This window comes from Bradyrhizobium sp. B117 (genome assembly GCF_038969555.1).
Classification (GTDB): domain Bacteria; phylum Pseudomonadota; class Alphaproteobacteria; order Rhizobiales; family Xanthobacteraceae; genus Bradyrhizobium.
In genome coordinates, this window is sequence record NZ_CP152414.1 from 9,863,423 (window position 1) to 9,882,632 (window position 19,210).

Genomic DNA, 19,210 nt, shown 5'->3' on the forward strand with positions numbered 1-19,210 from the left:
AATCACGTAGATGATAGCATCGCTATCATTCCGTGCTGGAGGGGCGTCATGGCAAGCCTGACCATCCGCAAGCTCGATGAGGGCGTCAAAACCTATTTGCGGCTGCGCTCGGCCAGGAACCGTAGGTCGGTCGAGGAAGAGGTCCGCATCATCCTGGGCGAGCTGGTCCAGGGCCACGAGGAGCCGCTGACGCCGATGGCCGCTCCCCCGGATCATGCGCCGGCTCCTGCCTCCCAGCGCACCGGCGCCGTCCCAGAGGCCAGCGTCACCCTGATCATCGGCGGCGGCATCGCGGCCTATAAATCGCTCGACCTGATCCGCAGGCTGAAGGAACGGCGTGTCGAAGTCCGCTGCGTGCTGACCAAGGCCGCGCAGCAATTCGTCACGCCGCTCGCGGTCAGCGCGCTGTCGCATGAGCGCGTCTACACCGACCTGTTCGATCCCCAGAGCGAGTTCGACGCCGGCCACATTCGCCTGGCGCGCGACTGCGATCTGATCGTGGTGGCTCCGGCGACCGCAGACCTCCTGGCCAAGATGGCCAACGGCCATGCCGACGATCTCGCCAGCGCCATCCTGCTCGCGACCAACCGAAGGATCCTGCTGGCGCCGGCGATGAATCCGCTGATGTGGAACAACGCGGCGACGCGCCGCAATGTCGCCCAGCTCCAGCGTGATGGCGTGGTACTGATCGGGCCGAATTCCGGCGAGATGGCCGAGGCGGGCGAGGCTGGTGTCGGCCGCATGTCCGAGGCGATCGAGATCGCCACCGCCGCCGAGCGGCTGCTGCGGCCGCCGGTGCCGCGCCCGCTCGCCGGCAAGCGCGTGCTGATCACCGCAGGGCCCACGCACGAGCCGATCGATCCGGTGCGCTACATCGCCAACCGCTCCTCCGGCAAGCAGGGTTTTGCGATTGCCGCCGCAGCACAAGCCGCGGGCGCCGAGGTGGTCCTGGTCAGCGGCCCGGTCGACCTCGACGATCCCGCCGGCGTCACCGTCAAGCATGTCGAATCGGCGCGACAGATGCTGGAGCAGGTGCAGGCGGCGCTCCCCGCCGACATCGCAATTTTCGCCGCTGCCGTGGCCGACTGGCGCGTCGCCAATGAAGGCGAGCAGAAGCTGAAGAAGACGGCCGCCGGCATGCCGCCGCTTCAATTGGTCGAGAATCCCGACATCCTCGCCACGATCTCGAAACTGACCGACCAGCGCCCGCCCCTCGTGATCGGCTTTGCCGCCGAGACCGAGCACCTCATCGACAACGCGAAGTCAAAACTGGCCCGCAAGGGCTGCGACTGGATCGTTGCCAACGACGTCTCGCCCGCAACCGGCGTGATGGGCGGCGACCGCAACACCGTGCATCTGATCAGCCGCAAGAATGGTGAGGAGGACGGCGAGATTGCAGTTGATTCCTGGCCGGTGATGACCAAGGAACAGGTCGCCATCGAACTGGTCGCGCATGTCGCAAAAAGCGTGACCGGCAAATCCCTGGAGTCCGCATCTTGAGCACGAAAGTCACGGTCGAACTGCAACGCCTGTCGCATGCCGAAGGCCTGCCGCTGCCGGCCTATCAGACCGCGGAGGCCGCCGGGCTCGATCTGATGGCTGCAGTGCCTGACAGCGAGCCGTTGACGCTCGCGCCCGGCCAATACGCGCTGGTGCCGACGGGCCTTGCGATTGCGCTGCCACCGGGCTTTGAGGCGCAGGTGCGGCCGCGCTCGGGGCTTGCCGCCAAGCACGGCGTCACCGTGCTGAACTCGCCGGGCACGATCGACGCCGACTACCGCGGCGAGATCAAGGTGATCCTGATCAACCACGGCGCCGCGCCGTTCGTGATCAAGCGCGGCGAGCGCATCGCGCAGATGGTGATCGCACCCGTGGTGCAGGCCGCGCTGGTTCCGGTGGCGAAATTGTCGGAGACGGATCGCGGCGCCGGCGGGTTTGGTTCGACAGGGCGCTAGCTTCCTACCTCTCCCGCGCTTGTCCGTCGAAGCCTTGGCGAAGGTGGGGAGGGAGCGCACCTGCATCGCGGGAACGACTCGCCAATCTTCATTGCCGCTAACACACGGCAATTGCAGCCGAATCACCCGCAGAACCACGTGAGCCTGGAACCCCGCGCCCCGCATTTTTTTGGGGCCGCCTTTGCGTTCACGATCTGGACTCTTACCGCTGGAGTGGCGGTGGGGGTATTGTCGTTTGATTCGCGTGCGGCGGGGGTCGCTGCGCGCAAATCCGTGCGGTCTTGGGGCAACTATGTCAGGCGTGATCGTGTCGATGCGTCGGACGCTGCTGTCGTGCACGTCGTTGGCGCGCAACAGCTTGTTGGGAGGCGCTCTCGCAGCGCTGCTGCCGGCTGCGCCGGCTGAGGCCGCCGACCTCGTCGACACCCTCTCCACATTGCTGGATTTCAACCGGCAGGAACTCGCGGTGCTCGCCACTGCGCTGGCCCTGCTCGGCTTCTCGGTGATGGCCGCGATCCTGTTGATGCGCACGCGCGTGCGCACCGCGGACAACGAGGCGCGGCTGCGCGCGCGGATCGGGGAACTCCAGCTCCAGGCCGACCGCTACGGCGCGCTGCTGTTCGCCGAGCCGCAGATCATGATCTCCTGGCCCGCCGGCGACAACCGCGCCCAGATCACCGGCGACATCTCGATGGTGCTGCCGCGCGATTCCTCGCCGCAGCGCGTGCTGGCGTTCGGAACCTGGCTGCCGCCGGAGCCCGCACTGCAGATGGACCACGCGGTCGATGCGCTGCGCGACCGCGGCGACGGGTTCCAGCTGACGCTGACCACCGCGCATGGCCATACGCTGGAGGCCATCGGCCGCGCCATCGGCGGCCAGGCCATTGTCAGGATTCGCGAGCTGTCCGGACTGCGGCGCGATCTGGCCGAGACCCATCTGCGCTACAAGGCGCTCTCCGACGAGACCGAGATGCTGCGCGGCTTCGTCGCTGCCGCACCCTGGCCGATCTGGGCCAAGGCCGCGAGCGGCGCGCTCACTTACGCCAACCCGGCCTATGTCCGCGCGACCGAGGCCGCCAGCATCGCCGATGCCCACGCGCGCAAGCTCGAGCTGCTCGACAGCGCCGACCGCAGCGCGATGGAGCGGGGACTGAAGGACGCGGCCAGTTTCACCTCGCGGCTGCCGATCGTCGTCAGTGGCGAGCGGCGCATGTACGACGTGCGCGCGGTGAATGTCGGCAGCGGCAGCGTCGGCATCGCGATCGATGCCAGCGAAGCGGATGCGCTGAGCTCGGCGCTGGTGCGGATGGCCGAGGCGCATCGCCGCACGCTCGACCAGCTCTCCTCCGGCGTTGCGTTGTTCGACGGCCAGCGGCGGCTTGCCTTCTACAACGATTCCTATCGACGGCTGTGGGACCTCGACCGCACCTTCCTCGACGCCAGCCCCGACGATTCCAGCGTGCTCGACCAGCTCCGCGCCGCGCGCAAGCTGCCGGAGCAGCCTGATTTCCGCGCCTGGAAGGCCAAGCTGCACGAGGCCTATCGCGCGGTCGAGGCCGCCCATGACACCTGGTACCTGCCCGACGGGCGCGCGCTCTCCGTCGTCACCACGCCGAATCCGGAAGGCGGCGTCACCTATCTGTTCGACGACGTCACTGAAAGCCTCGATCTCGCCCGCCGCTTCGACGGCCTGATCCGGGTCCAGCGCGAGACGCTGGACAGCCTCGCCGAGGGCGTCGCGGTGTTCGGCAGCAATGGCAAGGCCCAGCTGTTCAACCCGGCCTTTGTCCGGATGTGGAAGCTCTCCAGCGACGCGATGCGCGACGAGCCCCACATCCAGACCGTCGAAGGCTGGTGCCATCAGCTGTTCGACGACCCCGTGGTCTGGCGCCAGATCCGGGAAGCCATCACCTCGATCGAGAATCGCGGCGACGTGCCGCTGAAGCTGGAGCGCAAGGACGGCAGCGTGCTCGACGGCATGATCCGCCCGCTGCACGACGGCGCGACCATGCTGACATTCCAGGACATCACCGACACCGAGAATGTCGAGCGCGCCCTGCGCGAGCGCAACGAAGCGCTGGAGGCTGCCGACCAGATGAAGGTGGATTTCGTCCACCACGTCTCCTACGAGCTGCGCTCGCCGCTCACCACCATCATCGGCTTCGCGCATTTCCTCAGCGATCCCTCGACCGGGCCGCTGACGCCGAAACAGGCCGAATATCTCGACTACGTCACCAAATCGACCAACGCGCTGCTGGCGCTGACCAACAACATCCTCGATCTCGCCACCATCGACGCCGGCGCGATGAAGCTGGAACTTGGGCCCGTCGACGTCAGCAAGGCCATCGAGCTCGCCGCGGAAGGTATTCAGGACCGGCTCGCCACCGACCGCATCCGCCTCAAGGTCGAGATCGCGCCCGATATCGGCAGCTTCGTCGGCGACGAGAAACGCGTGGTGCAGGTGCTCTATAACCTCCTCGCCAACGCCGTCGGCTTTTCTCCACAGGATTCCACCGTCGGCATCAGTGCGCGGCGCACCGAGCGCAGCGTGGTCTTCACCGTGACAGATTCCGGGCCCGGAATACCCGCCGACATGAAGGACAAGGTGTTCAACTGGTTCGAAAGCCGCTCGCAGGGCTCGCGTCACCGCGGCGCCGGGCTCGGCCTGTCGCTGGTGCGCTCCTTCGTCGAGCTGCATGGCGGCAAGGTGCGGGTGGATTCGATCGTCGGTCGCGGCACGGTCGTGATCTGCGATTTCCCGACCGACCAGGCGGCGCATCGCGACGCCGCCGAATGATCGCGCCAGCCACATTCTCCGTCGCGCTTCACAACGAGACGGCCACCGCGCAGCTGATGGCCGATCTCGCGCTGCTGGTCGGCCCCGGCGACGTCATCACGCTGACCGGTGATCTCGGCGCCGGCAAGACCGCATCCGCCCGCAGCCTGATCCGCTACCTCGCCGGCGACGACGAGCTGGAAGTGCCGAGCCCGACCTTCACGCTGGTGCAGGGCTACGAGCTGCCGCCCTTCCCCGTGATGCATGCCGATCTCTACCGCGTCGAAGAGGAGAGCGAGCTCGAGGAGATCGGGCTGTCGCCGCTCCCCGAAGCGACGCTGGTGCTGATCGAATGGCCGGAGCGCGCGCCGTCGGCGATACCCGAAGACCGCATCGACATCGCGCTGACGCATCGGCCGGCGCTGGGCTCGAACGCGCGCGCGGCCGACATCACCGGTTACGGCAAGGCCGCCGCCACTGTCGCGCGGCTGCAGGCGCTGCGTGCATTCCTCGATGCGTCAGGCTACACGGACGCAGCGCGCAAGCGCATGGCGGGTGACGCTTCGACGCGCTCCTATGCGCGGCTGCTGCGCGACGACGAGATCGTCATCCTCATGAACTTTCCGCAGCGGCCTGACGGCGCCGCGCTCTACAACGGAAAGTCCTACAGCGCGGCCGTGCACCTCGCCGAGAACGTCAGGCCGTTCGTCGCCATCGACGAAGGCCTGCGCGCGCAAGGAATTTCGGCGCCGGCGATCCACCATGCCGATCTGGACCATGGCTTCCTGATCACCGAGGATTTCGGCAGCGAAGGCGTGATCGAGGGCGATCCACCGCGCCCGATCCTCGAGCGCTACCAGGCCGCAACCGACGCGCTCGCCATGCTGCACGGCAAGACGCTGCCGGAGACAGTGCCGCTGGTGGATCAGACCTACACCATTCCCGTCTTCGACGCCGAGGCGTTGCTGATCGAGATCGGCCTGATGCCGGAATGGTATCTGCCCGACCGCAACGCGCCGCTGAGCGCGGCGGCGCGCGACGAATTCTTCGCGATGTGGCGCGAGCTTTTGAAGAAGCCGCTGGCCGCGCCGAGAACCTGGATCATCCGCGACTACCACTCGCCCAATCTGATCTGGCTCGCGGACCGCACCGGCATCGAACGCGTCGGCGTGATCGACTTCCAGGACGCCGTGCTTGGCCCGCAATCCTACGACGTCGTCTCGCTGCTGCAGGACGCCCGGATCGACGTGCCCGAGAATATCGAGCTGACACTGCTGTCGCGCTACATCAAGGCGCGCCGCTCGGGCGATCCGAGCTTCGACGCGGCAGGCTTTGCCGAGCTCTACGCCATCATGTCGGCGCAGCGGAACACGCGCCTGCTCGGCACCTTCGCCCGGCTCAACCGCCGCGACGGTAAGCCGCAATATTTGCGCCATCAGCCGCGGATCTGGACCTATCTCCAGCGCTCGCTCGCGCATCCGGCGCTCGGCTCCTTGCGCGAGTGGTATCTCGCCAACGTGCCGCCGCCCGGTGCCCCTGCCGGAACCTGATTTACCGCCTGTTAGCCATCCCATCGGTATCATCGCCCGCAGTCAGCCGGAGAATTACGAGGCTGGAGCAAGGGCAGATGGCGGTGAAGACGGACCAGCGCGGCAACAGCCGGGTTGTTTTCGAACGCGGGATTCCGGCCCAGATGATGGGGATCGACGGGACCTGGCGGCGCGACTGCACCATGGAGGACGTCTCCGAGAGCGGCGCCAAGCTGACCATCGACGGCTCGGTCGAGGGACTCCACCTGAAAGAATTTTTCCTGCTGCTGTCGTCAACCGGACTCGCATACCGGCGCTGCGAGCTGGCCTGGGTCAATGGCGACCAGATCGGCGTCAATTTCCTCAAGCTTGGCGACAAGAGGAAAAAGGCGCGTTCCACATCCGTTGGAGCGTAACGGCAACACCCGTCGTACAACCGTCACGGCGGCTGGTTAAGGCGGTTCAGATGCGGTGCGGTTCAGCGAACTCCGTGCTAGGATTGCTGCGAACGCGAAATCGATAGGTCAGAGAAAGAAGATCTGAGAAAGCGATTGATGTCCGTCAAACCGACCAAAGCCATGGTGCTCGCCGCAGGATTCGGCCTGCGCATGCGTCCGTTGACGGATAAGATGCCAAAGCCCCTGGTGCGGGTGGCCGGCCAGCCGCTGCTCGACCATGTGCTCGACAAGCTCGGTCAGGCCGGTGTCACCGATGCCGTCGTCAACGTGCACTATCTGCCGGACCAGATCATCGACCACACCGCGTCCCGCAAACATCCGCGCGTGACCATCTCGGACGAGCGCGACCAGGTGCTCGGCACCGGCGGCGGCGTGGTCAAGGCGCTGCCGCTGCTCGGCGACGCGCCGTTCTTCCATGTCAACTCCGACACGCTGTGGATCGACGGCGTGCGCTCCAACCTGGCGCGGCTTGCCGAAAATTTCGATCCCGCGCGGATGGATATCCTGCTGCTGATGGCGCCGACCGCGACCAGCATCGGCTATAGCGGCCGCGGCGATTACGGCATGACGCCCGACGGTGCCCTGCGCAAGCGCAAGGAAAAAGAGATCGTTCCGTTCGTCTACGCCGGCGCTGCGATCCTGTCGCCGGCGATCTTCGCCGATGCGCCCCAGGGCGAGTTCTCGCTGACAAAGATGTTCGACCGCGCCAATGAGCAGGAGCGCCTGTTCGGCCTCCGACTCGACGGCGTCTGGATGCATGTCGGCACGCCCGACGCGGTGCACGCCGCAGAAGAGGCGTTTCTGGAGAGCGTGGCGTAGTCCCCTCCGACCACGGTGCCGTAGGGTGGGCAAAGCGAAGCGTGCCCACCATTCGACCTGAGAAACTCGATGAGAGACGAGGGCGCGGCGCTATCGCGCCTTTGCCCACCCTACGAGACCTGTTCCTGGTCGACGAACAGCGGGGACGACTCGCGTCCAGCCCATGACCATTCGCGCCCTCCTCCCTATATTGCGCTGATCCCCGAATCAGGCAGCTCATGCGCGTCGTCAGCATTCCACTCTCAGTTCCGTTCCTGCGCACGGTCGTCGCGAGCCTGCTCGACGGCCGGCTGGTCAGCGGCTTCGAGGCGCGCAAGGAACCGGCGCGTCTGGCCGACGCCACGCTGTATTTGCCGACGCGGCGCGCCATGCGCGTTGTCCGCGAGATCTTTCTCGACGAGATGAAGGCGGACGCCGTGGTGCTGCCGCGCATCGTCGCGCTCGGCGACATCGACGAGGACGAGCTCGCCTTCACTGAGGAGGGCGAGCAGTTTTCGGGTCTGGCGCCGCTCGACATCCCGCCGCGACTCGGCGAGCTGGAACGGCGGCTGACACTGGCGCAGCTCGTCGCGGCCTGGGCCAAGGGCCCGGTGCTGTCGCCGCTGGTGGTCGGCGGCCCCGCCTCGACGCTGGCGCTCGCCGGCGATCTCGCCCGCCTGATCGACGACATGGTGACGCGCGGCGTCGACTGGAGCGCGCTCGATGGCCTCGTGCCCGATAACCTCGACCGTTACTGGCAGCACTCGCTCGAATTCTTGCGCATCGCCCGTATCGCCTGGCCTGGCCATCTCGCCGAGATCAACCGCATCGAGCCCGCGGCGCGGCGGGACCTCCTGATCGCAGCGGAAGCAAGGCGCCTGACCGCGCATCCCCATGGCCCCGTAATCGCGGCCGGTTCGACCGGCTCGATGCCCGCCACCGCGAAATTTTTGCATGCAGTCGCTTCGCTGCCGCATGGTGCGGTGGTTTTGCCGGGCCTCGACACCGATCTCGACGCCGATGCCTGGCGCACCATCGGCGGCGTGCGCGATTCGCTCGGCAAGTTCGCCGAACATCCGGTGTCGAACCATCCGCAATATGCGATGCACGCGCTGCTCGATCGCTTTGGCATCAAGCGCAGCGACGTCGAGATCCTCCAGCCGCCGGCCGATGGCGGCCGCGACCTGCTCGCTTCCGAATCGATGCGGCCATCGGCCAAGACGGAAGTCTGGCACGACCGCTTGAGGCAGCCGGATGTCGCCGCGAAGATCGCGGGCGGCATGAAGAACCTCGCGGTCGTCGAAGCCCCCAATCCCGAGATGGAAGCGCTCGCGATCGCCATCGCGATGCGCGAGGCGCGGCATCTCGACAAATCGGCGGCGCTGGTGACGCCGGATCGCGCGCTGGCGCGGCGGGTCATGGCAGCGCTGACGCGATGGGATCTCGATTTCGACGATTCCGGCGGCGACGTGCTGATGGAGACCTCCGCCGGAGTTTTCGCGCGCCTTGTGGCGGAAGCCGCGACCTTTGGATTGGAGCCGCCGACGCTGCTGGCGATGCTGAAACATCCGCTGTGCCGGCTCGGCCGCGCGCAAGGTGTATGGAAAGCGGCGATCGAGAGCCTCGAGCTCGCAGTGCTGCGCGGCACGCGTCCGCCTGCGGGCACCGGCGGTCTCCTGCGCGAGTTCAACCGCTTTCGCGACGAGCTGACAAAATTGTGGCGCAGCGAGGTCTCCGCGCTCCACAAGGCCGAGCTCCGCGCACGCCTCAAGGCCGAAGATCTCGACCGCATTCAGGCGCTGATCGATACCTTGCAGAAAGCCTTGGCGCCGATCGAGAGCCTGCCGCCGTCGAAGCCATACGACTTCGCCGAGCTCGCGCACCGGCATCGCGAGATCATGATCGAGCTGTCGCGCGACGAGCAGGGCATTCCGCTCGCCTTCGAGGAACGCGAGGGCCTCGCACTCGCAGCGGCCTTCGACGATCTCCTGCGCGGCGGCACCACCAGCGGATTGATGGTGCCGCTGCCTGATTACGCCGACGTCTTTCAGACCGCCTTCAGTGATCGCGCAGTGCGGCGGCGCGACAAGCCTGGCGCCCGCCTGCAGATCTACGGTCCGCTGGAATCGCGCCTGATGCAGGCCGACCGCGTCATCGTGGGCGGACTGATCGAGGGCGTCTGGCCCCCGGCGCCGCGGATCGATCCCTGGCTGAGCCGGCCGATGCGACATGAGCTCGGCCTCGATCTGCCGGAGCGCCGCATCGGCCTCTCCGCGCACGACTTCGCGCAGCTGCTCGGCGGCGATGAGGTAATCCTCACCCATTCCGCCAAGGCGGGCGGCGCGCCGGCGGTCGCCTCGCGCTTCCTGCATCGGCTCGAAGCCGTCGCAGGGGACGATCTCTGGAAAGCGGCCATTCGCGCCGGCGAAAAATACGTGCAGTTCGCGGGCGCGCTCGACCAGCCCGCCGAGGTCAGGCCGATCAAGCAGCCCGAGCCGCGGCCGCCGCGCGCGACGCGGCCGCTCAGCATGTCAGTCACCGCGATCGAGGACTGGCTGCGCGATCCCTACACGATCTACGCAAAATACATCCTGCGGCTCGACGCGCTCGATCCCGTCGACATGCCACTGTCGGCCGCCGACCGCGGCTCGGCGATCCACGATGCGATCGGCGAGTTCACGGAGACCTATGCCGCGCATCTGCCCGACGATCCCGCCCGCGTGCTGCGCGCGATCGGCGAAAGGCATTTCGCGCCGCTGATGGAGCGGCCCGAAGCGCGCGCACTGTGGTGGCCGCGCTTCCAGCGCATCGCGCGCTGGTTCGGCGAATGGGAGACGGCGCGGCGCGATGCGATCGGGTCAATCACGGCGGAGACGCGTGGCGAGATCTCGATCAGGCTCGACAATGAGCGCAGCTTCCGCCTCTCTGCCCGCGCCGATCGCATCGAGCGGCGCCAGGCCGGCGGCTACGCCATCCTCGACTACAAGACCGGCCAGCCGCCGACCGGCAAGCAGGTCCGCATGGGCCTGTCGCCGCAGCTGACGCTGGAGGCCGCGATCCTGCGCGAGGGCGGTTTCCCCGAGATCGACGCCGGCGCGTCCGTGAGCCAGCTCGTCTATGTCCGCCTGAGCGGCAACAATCCGCCCGGCGAGGAGCGCATCCTCGAGCTCAAATACAAGCCGGGGGACGAGCCGCAGCCGCCGGACACCGCGGCCGCAGAAGCGCGCGCCAAGCTGGAGGCGCTGATCCGCGCTTTCGACGACGAGAACCAGCCCTATACCTCGCTGAACCTGCCGATGTGGACCAACCGCTACGGCGCCTATGACGATCTCGCCCGCATCAAGGAGTGGTCCGCGGCCGGCGGCCTGGGGATCGAGGAATGGTGAAGCTGCCTCGCCCCATTCCCGATGAGGTGCGCGCGCGGCAAGCGCGTGCGTCCGATCCGACCGCGTCGGCGTTCGTGTCGGCCAATGCCGGCTCGGGCAAGACACACGTGCTGGTGCAGCGCGTGATCCGCCTGCTGCTGTCGGGCGTGCCGCCGGAAAAGATTCTCTGCATCACCTTCACCAAGGCGGCCGCCGCCAACATGGCCGAGCGCGTGTTCACCACGCTCGGTCACTGGGTGACGCTCGATGATGCCGGGCTCGATGCCGCGATCCGCGCCGTCGGCATCCCCCACCCCAGCACAAAGCTGCGCCGCGACGCGCGAAAGCTGTTTGCCTGCGCGCTGGAGACGCCGGGCGGCTTGAAGGTGCAGACCATCCACGCGCTGTGCACCCGCCTGCTCCAGCAGTTTCCGTTCGAGGCCAACGTGCCCGCGCGCTTTGCCGTGATCGACGAGCGCGACCAGACCGACATGATGGAGCGCGCCAATCTGAAGGTGTTATTGGAGGCCGCGCGCGACCCGGAGACCGTGACCGGCCGCGCGCTGCTGACGGCGATGGCGAGCGCCGCCGACGTGACCTTCAAGGAAGTCGTGCGCGAAGCGTGCCTGAGCCGTGACCATTTCATGGCCTGGATGGACGAGGCCGGCAACGCCGCGGCCGCGGCCGAACAGATGGCGGCCGTGTTGGGCGTGGATACAAGCGACCGCATCGAGGACGTCGAGACGGAGATTCTCGACGGCCCGTTCCTGCCCCGCTCGCGCTGGGACGACATTGCCTTCGCACTGGAGGACGGCAGCAAGTCCGACAACGACCAGGCCAGCCGCCTCCGCGAGGCAAAAGGGTTTTCCGGCGCGGCGCAGGTCGATGCCTATCTCTGCGTCTTCCTCACCGACGACAAGCTGCCGCGCAAGGCGGTGCTGACCAAGAAATTCGGCGAGCACAATCCACCCGTCGCCCGCCTGTTCGAGAACGAGGCGCAGCGCCTCGCTGGACTGATCGAGAAGCGCCGCGCGGTGACCATGCGCGACCGCACCGCGGCGCTGCTGCATATCGCGACCGCGGCCGCCGCAAACTACCGCCGCGAGAAGCAGGAACGCGGCCTGCTCGACTACGACGACCTCATCGACAAGACGCTGGCGATGCTGAATCGCGTCTCCTCGGGCTGGGTGCATTACAAGCTCGACCGCGGCGTCGATCACGTGCTGATCGACGAGGCCCAGGACACCAGTCCGCGGCAATGGGACATCGTCGCGCATATCATCTCGGAGTTCACGGCCGGCGAAGGCGCGCGCGAGGGGCTGAACCGCACGGTCTTCGCCGTCGGCGACGAGAAGCAGTCGATCTTCTCGTTCCAGGGGGCCGCTCCCCACGAATTCGACGCACGCCGGCGCGAGCTGCATCGCAAGTTCACCGCCGCCGGGCTGAAATTCGATCCGGTCGCCTTCACCTATTCGTTCCGCTCGGGCGCGGCGATCCTGCACTCGGTCGACCACGTCTTTCGCGAGCCCCAGATCTACAAGAGCATCCACTCGGTCGAGATCGGCCACCCCCTGCACAACGCGCTGGCCGACGCCGGCCCGAGCGTGATCGAGCTGTGGGATCTTGCGGAAGCCGACGACAAGCAGGAGATCGAAGGCTGGCGCGCGCCGTTCGACGGCGTTGCCGCCACCAGCCCTGAGGTCAAGCTTGCGCGCCGCATCCAGACCGAGATCAAGCGGCTGGTCGAGAGCGGCACGCTGACCGGGCACGCAGGGGAGCGCCGTCCCTTGCGTTACGGCGACATGCTGATCCTGGTGCGCCGGCGCGGCAATGCATTCGATGCGGTGATCCAGGCGCTGAAGCACGCTGGCGTCCCGGTCGCCGGCGCGGACCGGCTCAAGCTCACAGAGCATATCGGCATCATCGATTTGATGAACCTCGCCGACGCGCTGCTGTTGCCGCAGGACGATCTTGCGCTTGCGGTGGCGCTGAAGAGCCCGCTGTTCGGGCTCGATGACGACGATCTGTTTCAGTTGGCCCATGGGCGCAGGGGCTCGCTGCGGCGCGCGCTCGGCGAGGATGCGGCGGAAAGCGAGAAGTTCGCGACGGTGCTGCGGCGCCTGGAAGCTTGCGAAATCCGAGCCCGCGAGGAGACGCCGTTTGCGTTCTACGCCTGGCTGCTCGGCGGCGACGGCGGCCGCGCGCGCATCCTGCGCCGGCTCGGCCACGAGGCCAACGACGCGCTCGACGAATTTCTGGAGCTGGCGCTGAACTATGAGCGCAAGGCGCCGGCCTCGCTGCAAGGTTTCATGGCCTGGCTGCGCTCGGCCGACACCGAGGTGAAGCGCGATATGGAAATCTCGCGCGACGAGGTGCGGGTGATGACCGTGCACGGCGCCAAGGGCCTCGAGGCCTCGGTCGTGTTCATGGTCGACACCACGTCATCGCCCGCAGATTCGCAGCGGGTGCGGCTGATTCACGTGCCGCGCGGCAATGGCGGCGAGGTCGTGGTCTGGGCCGGCCGCAAGGCCGATGATCCCAAGCCGGTTGCCGACGCGCGCAAGGCGATGCTGGAAGAAACCGAGGACGAGTATCGCCGCCTGCTCTATGTCGCGATGACGCGCGCGGCCGACCGGCTGATCGTCGGCGGCTGCATGCCCGGCAATATGAGGACGGTACGGAAGCTGAGCTGGTACGACCTGATCGACACCGGGCTCACCGGCTCGGGCCTGGACAAAGAGACGATCGAGACGCCGCTCGGCAAGGTGACCCGATTCGCCCGGCCCGAGGATGTCGCGGCTCTGGGCAAGCCCGCCACGACCGTGGATCAGACGATCGCATTGCCGGACTGGCTGCGAACGCCCGCGCCGCGCGAGATGATCGAGGACGATCCCGTGCGCCCCTCCGGCCAGTCCGCCGAGGAGGGCCGCAGCGTACGATCAGGCGAATCGGTCCAGTCCCGCGCGCTGGCATTGCAACGCGGCACGCTGGTGCACCGGCTGTTGCAATCCCTGCCTGACATTGCCACCGAGCGCCGGCGCGAGGCCGCGCTCGGTTTCATGACGCGTAACGCCTCGGACTGGCCGGAGGCCGACCGCACTGCGCTCGCCGACAAGGTGCTCGCCCTGATCGCCGAGCCGCGTTTTGCGTCGGTCTTCGCCGCCGGCAGCCGGGCGGAGGTTGCCATCGTCGGCAAGCTGGACCGGCCGGGGCGGCCGCCGGCGCTGGTGTCGGGCCAGATCGACCGGCTGGTCGTGCGTCCGGATGAGGTTTTGATCGTCGATTTCAAGACCAACCAGTCGGCACCCAAAAGCGCCGCCGAGGCGCCCGCCACTTATGTCCGGCAGCTTGCGCTGTACCGGGCGGTGCTGGCGCGGCTTTATCCCCAAAAGCCCATCCGGGCCGTCCTGCTCTGGACCGAGGCCCTTGAATATATGGAGATTTCGGCCCCCGCGCTGGACGCGGCGCTGGCATCCCTTCATCTCGGTGTGAGCGTCCTTGACCCGGCAAGGGGCCGTTCATAGGTTGACGCCATGATCCCGGGCGCGATTCCCATCCGCGCCGATTCTTTCAACCGAGTGAGGTACTCCAATGGCCGTTAGCAAGGTTTCCGACGCCGATTTCGAAGCCGAAGTGCTCAAGGCGAACGGCCCCGTGGTCGTCGATTTCTGGGCCGAATGGTGCGGCCCCTGCCGCATGATCGCCCCCGCCCTCGACGAGATCGCTGGCGCGATGGGCGACAAGGTCAAGATCGTGAAGCTCAATGTCGACGAGAGCCCGAAGACCGCGTCCAAGTACGGCGTGATGTCGATCCCGACCCTGATGATCTTCAAGGGCGGCGAGATGGCCTCCCGCCAGGTCGGCGCGGCGCCGAAGGCGAAGCTGCAGCAGTGGATCACCTCCGCGGTCTGACCCACCTCGCTTTGCGATTATTTTTGACAACGGCCGGCGAAATGCCGGCCGTTTGCGTTGACGGGACGTGTCCTGCGTATGACGAGTCCCGCCCTTGCCCGCCCCTTCTGCGAAACGTGCGCGAAAGTCCGCCTCCCTCGTGGCGATGGAGGCGAAGTCGGTCGACGCCATCCCGCGCAGCAAGGCGTGGCAGTACGAGCCGAAATGGGATGGTTTTCGCTGCCTGCTGTCGCGTGATGGCGCTCACGTCGATCTGCGCTCGAAATCCGGCGAGGACCTCGCGCGCTATTTTCCCGAGATCGTCGCAGCGGCACTGGCGCTGAGGGCGGATCGCTTCACGCTCGACGGCGAGATCGTCGTGCCGCAGGGCAAGGGCTTCGCCTTCGACGCGCTGCTGCAGCGGATCCATCCCGCCGCAAGCCGCGTGACGAAGCTCTCGCAGGAAACGCCGGCGCTGTATCTCGCCTTTGATCTGCTGGCGACAGCCAGGGAGAAGAAGCTTGCCGAAAAGCCGCTGAGCGAGCGGCGGCCGGCGCTGGAAGCATTTGCCAAGGCCAATTTGAAGGGCAGCATCTTCCGCCTCTCGCCGACGACGCCGAGCTACGCGACCGCGAAAAAATGGCTGGCGCAATCCGGCGGCGGCTCGGACGGCGTCATCGCCAAGCGCATCGACCTGCCCTATCAGGCGGGAAACCGCGATGGCATGCAGAAGATCAAGAAATTCCGCAGCGCCGATTGCGTGGTCGGCGGCTTCCGCTACGCCACCAACAAACTCGCAGGCCGAAAAGTCGTCGGCTCGCTGCTACTCGGTCTCTACGACGACAAAGGCCTGCTGCACCATGTCGGCTTCACCTCGGCGATCAAGGCCGAGGCGAAGCCGGACCTGACCGACCGGCTGGAGGCATTGATCGGCGCGCCCGGCTTCACCGGGGACGCGCCGGGCGGGCCGAGCCGCTGGTCCACCGAGCGCTCCGCAAAGTGGTGCCCGCTCGAGCCGAAGCTCGTGATCGAGGTCTGCTACGACCATTTCAGCGGCGAGCGTTTTCGCCACGGCACCTCGATCCTGCGCTGGCGCCCCGACAAGGCCCCGCGGCAATGCACCTTCGATCAGTTGAAGCAGAAGGCGGCCGATCCCATGAAGCTGCTGAAAGCGACGTAGCTATTTGATCCACCCTGTCGCCAGCGCGTTCGCGAGCTCGGGCTGATTGTTCCGGCGGGCGAGCGCCGCCATCGCCTCGTGATCATACGCGACATGGCGGAACGTTACCTGCCAGGCACCGTCAGCGAGTTCGAGGATCGCGTAGCGCGCGTGCGGCGTACCGGCCTCGACGACATGCGGGAACGGGTGCTTGTCGCGATAGCCGGGGCTGCCGACGCTGCCGGGATTGACAATCAGCCGGCCATCGCGAAGCCGCACCGCGCGGGCGAGATGGGTGTGGGCGCAAAGGATCAACGACTGGGCGATGCCGTGCGCGAACTGCGCGATCCGGTCGAGCGGCGATAGCGCGACGGTGCCGTCGGGATGCACGGTGTCGAGCCAGTAGATCTCATCATTGTCCGGTGTCGCGTGGCAGAGGAATACCTGATCGCGAAACACCCGCGTCATCGGCTGCGCGCGCAGCCAGTCGAGTTGCGTGGCATTGAGCTGCGCGTGCGCGGGGCGGTCCCACGAACCCATCTTCTCCGGCGGACGGTCGAGCAGATAGCGGTCGTGATTGCCGAGCACATGGACGGCGTCGAGCTGCATCAGGATCTCGATCGTCCGCCGCGCATCGAGCGGACCGCTCAGCATGTCGCCGAGATTGACGATGTCGGAGATGCCTTGGGCGCGGATGTCGGCGAGCACCGCCTCCAGCGCGAGGTAGTTTCCGTGGACGTCGGCGATCGCGGCAAAACGCATCGTTATCCTCACTCTCGTGCCCCGGACGCAGCGCAACGTGGAACGGTGCGCTGCAGGGCCGGGGCCCATGTCGCGGCATGCTGGGTCCCGGCTCAGCGGAGCAGCGTTGCACGCTGCACCGCGTCCGGCACACCAGACCGACTATGCAGGAGGCGTGCCGTTGATGGCGAGCACGTGGCCGGCGAGATAGAGCGAGCCGGTGATCAGGATGCGCGGCGGCACCTCGTAGGCCAGCTTCGCCAGGGCGCGGAGCGCGGCCTCGATGCCGGGCGCGGGCTCGACGCGCATGCCGAGGCTGCGCGCGGCGTCGGCGAGGCGGTCGACCGGCATCGCGTTCTCGGTCTCGGGAATCGGCACCGCGATGATGTGACGGGTGAGGCCGGCGAAATTGGCGAGAAAGCCCTGCGCGTCCTTGTTGGCCATCATGCCGGCGATCACCACCAGCGGCCGCGACACCCGCTCCTCGAGATCGCCGAGCGCGGCGGCCGCGACGCGCCCGCCTTCCGCATTGTGGCCGCCGTCGAGCCAGATCTCCGAGCCCTGCGGTCCCCAGGAGAGCAATTCGCCCGAGGAGATGCGCTGCATCCGCGCCGGCCATTCCGCACCGACGATGCCGGCTTCGAACGCCGCGTGATTGATCCTGAAATTCGCGATCGCGCGCAGCGTCGCGATCGCAAGGCCCGCATTGTCGAACTGGTGGCGGCCGAACAGGCGCGGCGCCGCCAGATCCATCAGGCCGCGCTCGTCGGAATAGACCAGGCGCCCATGCTCGACATTGACATGCCAGCTCTCGTTCGCGGCAAACAGCGGCGCGCGCATGCGCTTGGCTTGCGCCTCGATCACAGCCATCGCTTCACTCGGCTGCTCGGCTGAGATCACGGGCACGCCGCGCTTGATGATCGCGGCCTTCTCGCCGGCAATCGACGTCAGCGTGTCGCCGAGGAAATCCATGTGGTCCATGCTGATCGGGGTGATCACGCAGGCCGCCGGCGCATCAATCACATTGGTCGAATCGAGCCGGCCGCCGAGGCCGACTTCGAGCAGCACCACATCGGCCGGGTTCTGCGCGAACAGATGAAACGCCGCCGCAGTCTTCAGCTCGAACACCGTCGCGGCCTCACCGGCATTGACGCGCTCGACCTCTTCCAGCGCCGCGCGCAGCTCGTCGTCACTGACGAGCACGCCGCCACCGACGCGACCGAGGCGGAAACATTCGTTGATGCGGACGAGATAGGGCGAGGTGTAGGCGTGGACGCGCAAGCCGGCGGCTTCCAGCGTCGCGCGCAGATAGGCCAGCGTCGAGCCCTTGCCGTTGGTGCCGGCGACGTGGATCACCGGCGGCAGCTTGCGTTCGGGGTGTCCGAGTCGCTCGAGCAGGCGGTGCATCCGCTCAAGGCCCAGATCGATGCGCTTCTGATGCAGGGCCGACAACCGCCCGATCAATTCATCGAGCGGTTTCTTTGCGCTGTCAGGGGATGCGTTCACGCGTGGGGTGCGGCTGGCGCCGTCTCAGCGGCCGATACGATCTGCGCTGGGCTGACGACTGGCTGCACCGGCTTCGAGGCGCCATCCTGCGCCGGCGCCTTGGTCAGCAGGCGGCAGAGCCGCGCCAGGGTCGGGCGCAGTTCGTGGCGATGCACGACCATGTCGACCATGCCGTGCTCCTTCAGATATTCGGCGCGCTGGAAGCCTTCGGGCAGCTTCTCGCGAATGGTCTGCTCGATCACGCGCGCACCGGCGAAACCGATGAGCGCGCCCGGCTCGGCGATCTGCACGTCGCCCAGCATCGCATAGGACGCGGTGACACCGCCGGTGGTCGGATTGGTCAGCACGACGATGTACGGCAGCTTTGCCTCGCGCAGCATCTGGACCGCGACCGTGGTGCGCGGCATCTGCATCAGCGACAGGATGCCTTCCTGCATGCGCGCGCCGCCCGACGCGGCGAACACGATGAACGGCGACTTCTTTTCGACCGCAAGCTCCAGCCCGCGCACGATCGCCTCGCCGGCGGCCATGCCGAGCGAGCCGCCCATGAAATCGAAATCCTGCACGGCGACGACGGCGGCGGCGCCTTCGAGCTTGCCGTAGCCGACCTTGATCGCGTCGTTGAGGTTGGTCCGCGCCCGCGCATCCTTGATGCGGTCGACATATTTCTTCTCGTCGCGGAACTTGAGCGGATCGGGCGTCACGTCAGGCAGCGCGACATCGAACCAGGTCTCGTTGTCGAAGATCGACTTCAGACGCGCCACCGCGCCCATGCGCATGTGGTAGTTCGAGCCGGGGATGACGAACTGGTTGGCCTCGACGTCCTTGTAGAACACGAGCTGTCCGGAATCCGGGCACTTGATCCACAGATTCTCCGGCGTCTCCCGCCGCAGCATGTTGCGGATCTTCGGCCGGACCACATTGGTAAGCCAGTTCATGGTTTGCTCCGATGTGCGAGCCCGCCTCGCGGGATCGCCTGAAGGACTATATGGCGGCCGGGCCGCTGCCGGGCAAGCCGTCGTGTCGTCCGCT

General features: G+C 67.1%; 13 protein-coding genes. 10 read left to right on the plus strand and 3 right to left on the minus strand.

Annotated features, from left to right (window positions below; translation table 11 throughout):
* Positions 1-48 precede the first annotated feature (48 nt).
* From coaBC to AAFG16_RS46765, 10 genes are all read left to right on the plus strand, one after another.
* Positions 49-1,500 (plus strand): bifunctional phosphopantothenoylcysteine decarboxylase/phosphopantothenate--cysteine ligase CoaBC, encoded by a 1,452-nt coding sequence (coaBC, locus tag AAFG16_RS46720; protein ID WP_342736110.1) that lies wholly within the window; start codon positions 49-51, stop codon positions 1,498-1,500.
* A complete protein-coding gene (gene dut, locus AAFG16_RS46725; RefSeq protein ID WP_342736112.1) occupies positions 1,497-1,955 on the plus strand; it encodes a dUTP diphosphatase in 459 nt (152 codons plus the stop codon). The genes coaBC and dut overlap by 4 nt, the downstream gene beginning before the upstream one ends.
* Positions 1,956-2,247: 292 nt before the next feature.
* Entirely contained in the window at positions 2,248-4,752 is a 2,505-nt protein-coding gene (locus tag AAFG16_RS46730; protein ID WP_342736114.1) for a PAS-domain containing protein, read from the plus strand.
* Complete coding sequence (gene tsaE, locus AAFG16_RS46735; RefSeq protein ID WP_342736116.1) at positions 4,749-6,281, plus strand: tRNA (adenosine(37)-N6)-threonylcarbamoyltransferase complex ATPase subunit type 1 TsaE; 1,533 nt, start codon at positions 4,749-4,751, stop codon at positions 6,279-6,281. Before AAFG16_RS46730 ends, tsaE begins: the two co-directional genes overlap by 4 nt.
* 77 nt (positions 6,282-6,358) lie before the next feature.
* Entirely contained in the window at positions 6,359-6,676 is a 318-nt protein-coding gene (locus AAFG16_RS46740; RefSeq protein WP_342736118.1) for a PilZ domain-containing protein, read from the plus strand.
* 138 nt (positions 6,677-6,814) lie between these two features.
* On the plus strand, positions 6,815-7,537 hold the full coding sequence (locus tag AAFG16_RS46745; RefSeq protein ID WP_027563886.1) for a nucleotidyltransferase family protein: 723 nt from the start codon (positions 6,815-6,817) through the stop codon (positions 7,535-7,537).
* Between the two features lie 218 nt (positions 7,538-7,755).
* A complete protein-coding gene (gene addB, locus AAFG16_RS46750; protein ID WP_342736121.1) occupies positions 7,756-10,902 on the plus strand; it encodes a double-strand break repair protein AddB in 3,147 nt (1,048 codons plus the stop codon).
* Entirely contained in the window at positions 10,896-14,405 is a 3,510-nt protein-coding gene (gene addA, locus AAFG16_RS46755) for a double-strand break repair helicase AddA (RefSeq protein ID WP_342736123.1), read from the plus strand. Before addB ends, addA begins: the two co-directional genes overlap by 7 nt.
* A gap of 67 nt (positions 14,406-14,472) precedes the next feature.
* A complete protein-coding gene (gene trxA, locus AAFG16_RS46760) occupies positions 14,473-14,793 on the plus strand; it encodes a thioredoxin (protein ID WP_008540017.1) in 321 nt (106 codons plus the stop codon).
* 145 nt (positions 14,794-14,938) lie between these two features.
* The gene (locus tag AAFG16_RS46765; protein ID WP_342741090.1) at positions 14,939-15,952 is read left to right on the plus strand and encodes an ATP-dependent DNA ligase; all 1,014 of its coding nucleotides are present in this window, start codon (positions 14,939-14,941) and stop codon (positions 15,950-15,952) included.
* On the opposite strand, the gene AAFG16_RS46770 is transcribed toward AAFG16_RS46765, so the two are convergent.
* The 3 genes from AAFG16_RS46770 to accD all read right to left on the minus strand — a co-directional run bounded on the left by AAFG16_RS46770 (position 15,953) and on the right by accD (position 19,116).
* On the minus strand, positions 15,953-16,693 hold the full coding sequence (locus tag AAFG16_RS46770) for a metallophosphoesterase family protein (protein ID WP_342736127.1): 741 nt from the start codon (positions 16,691-16,693) through the stop codon (positions 15,953-15,955).
* A gap of 141 nt (positions 16,694-16,834) precedes the next feature.
* Complete coding sequence (locus tag AAFG16_RS46775) at positions 16,835-18,178, minus strand: folylpolyglutamate synthase/dihydrofolate synthase family protein (RefSeq protein ID WP_342736129.1); 1,344 nt, start codon at positions 18,176-18,178, stop codon at positions 16,835-16,837.
* Entirely contained in the window at positions 18,175-19,116 is a 942-nt protein-coding gene (gene accD / locus AAFG16_RS46780) for an acetyl-CoA carboxylase, carboxyltransferase subunit beta (protein WP_342736131.1), read from the minus strand. Before accD ends, AAFG16_RS46775 begins: the two co-directional genes overlap by 4 nt.
* Positions 19,117-19,210 lie beyond the last annotated feature (94 nt).

Excerpts from the sequence above, each read along its gene's own strand:
- coaBC (WP_342736110.1), top strand. The coding sequence starts at position 49 with ATGGCAAGCCTGACCATCCGCAAGCTCGATGAGGGCGTCAAAACCTAT.
- AAFG16_RS46730 (WP_342736114.1), top strand. The coding sequence starts at position 2,248 with ATGTCAGGCGTGATCGTGTCGATGCGTCGGACGCTGCTGTCGTGCACG.
- tsaE (WP_342736116.1), top strand. The coding sequence starts at position 4,749 with ATGATCGCGCCAGCCACATTCTCCGTCGCGCTTCACAACGAGACGGCC.
- AAFG16_RS46740 (WP_342736118.1), top strand. The coding sequence starts at position 6,359 with ATGGCGGTGAAGACGGACCAGCGCGGCAACAGCCGGGTTGTTTTCGAA.
- AAFG16_RS46745 (WP_027563886.1), top strand. The coding sequence starts at position 6,815 with ATGTCCGTCAAACCGACCAAAGCCATGGTGCTCGCCGCAGGATTCGGC.
- addB (WP_342736121.1), top strand. The coding sequence starts at position 7,756 with ATGCGCGTCGTCAGCATTCCACTCTCAGTTCCGTTCCTGCGCACGGTC.
- addA (WP_342736123.1), top strand. The coding sequence starts at position 10,896 with ATGGTGAAGCTGCCTCGCCCCATTCCCGATGAGGTGCGCGCGCGGCAA.
- trxA (WP_008540017.1), top strand. The coding sequence starts at position 14,473 with ATGGCCGTTAGCAAGGTTTCCGACGCCGATTTCGAAGCCGAAGTGCTC.
- AAFG16_RS46765 (WP_342741090.1), top strand. The coding sequence starts at position 14,939 with ATGGAGGCGAAGTCGGTCGACGCCATCCCGCGCAGCAAGGCGTGGCAG.
- AAFG16_RS46770 (WP_342736127.1), bottom strand. The coding sequence starts at position 16,693 with ATGCGTTTTGCCGCGATCGCCGACGTCCACGGAAACTACCTCGCGCTG.
- accD (WP_342736131.1), bottom strand. The coding sequence starts at position 19,116 with ATGAACTGGCTTACCAATGTGGTCCGGCCGAAGATCCGCAACATGCTG.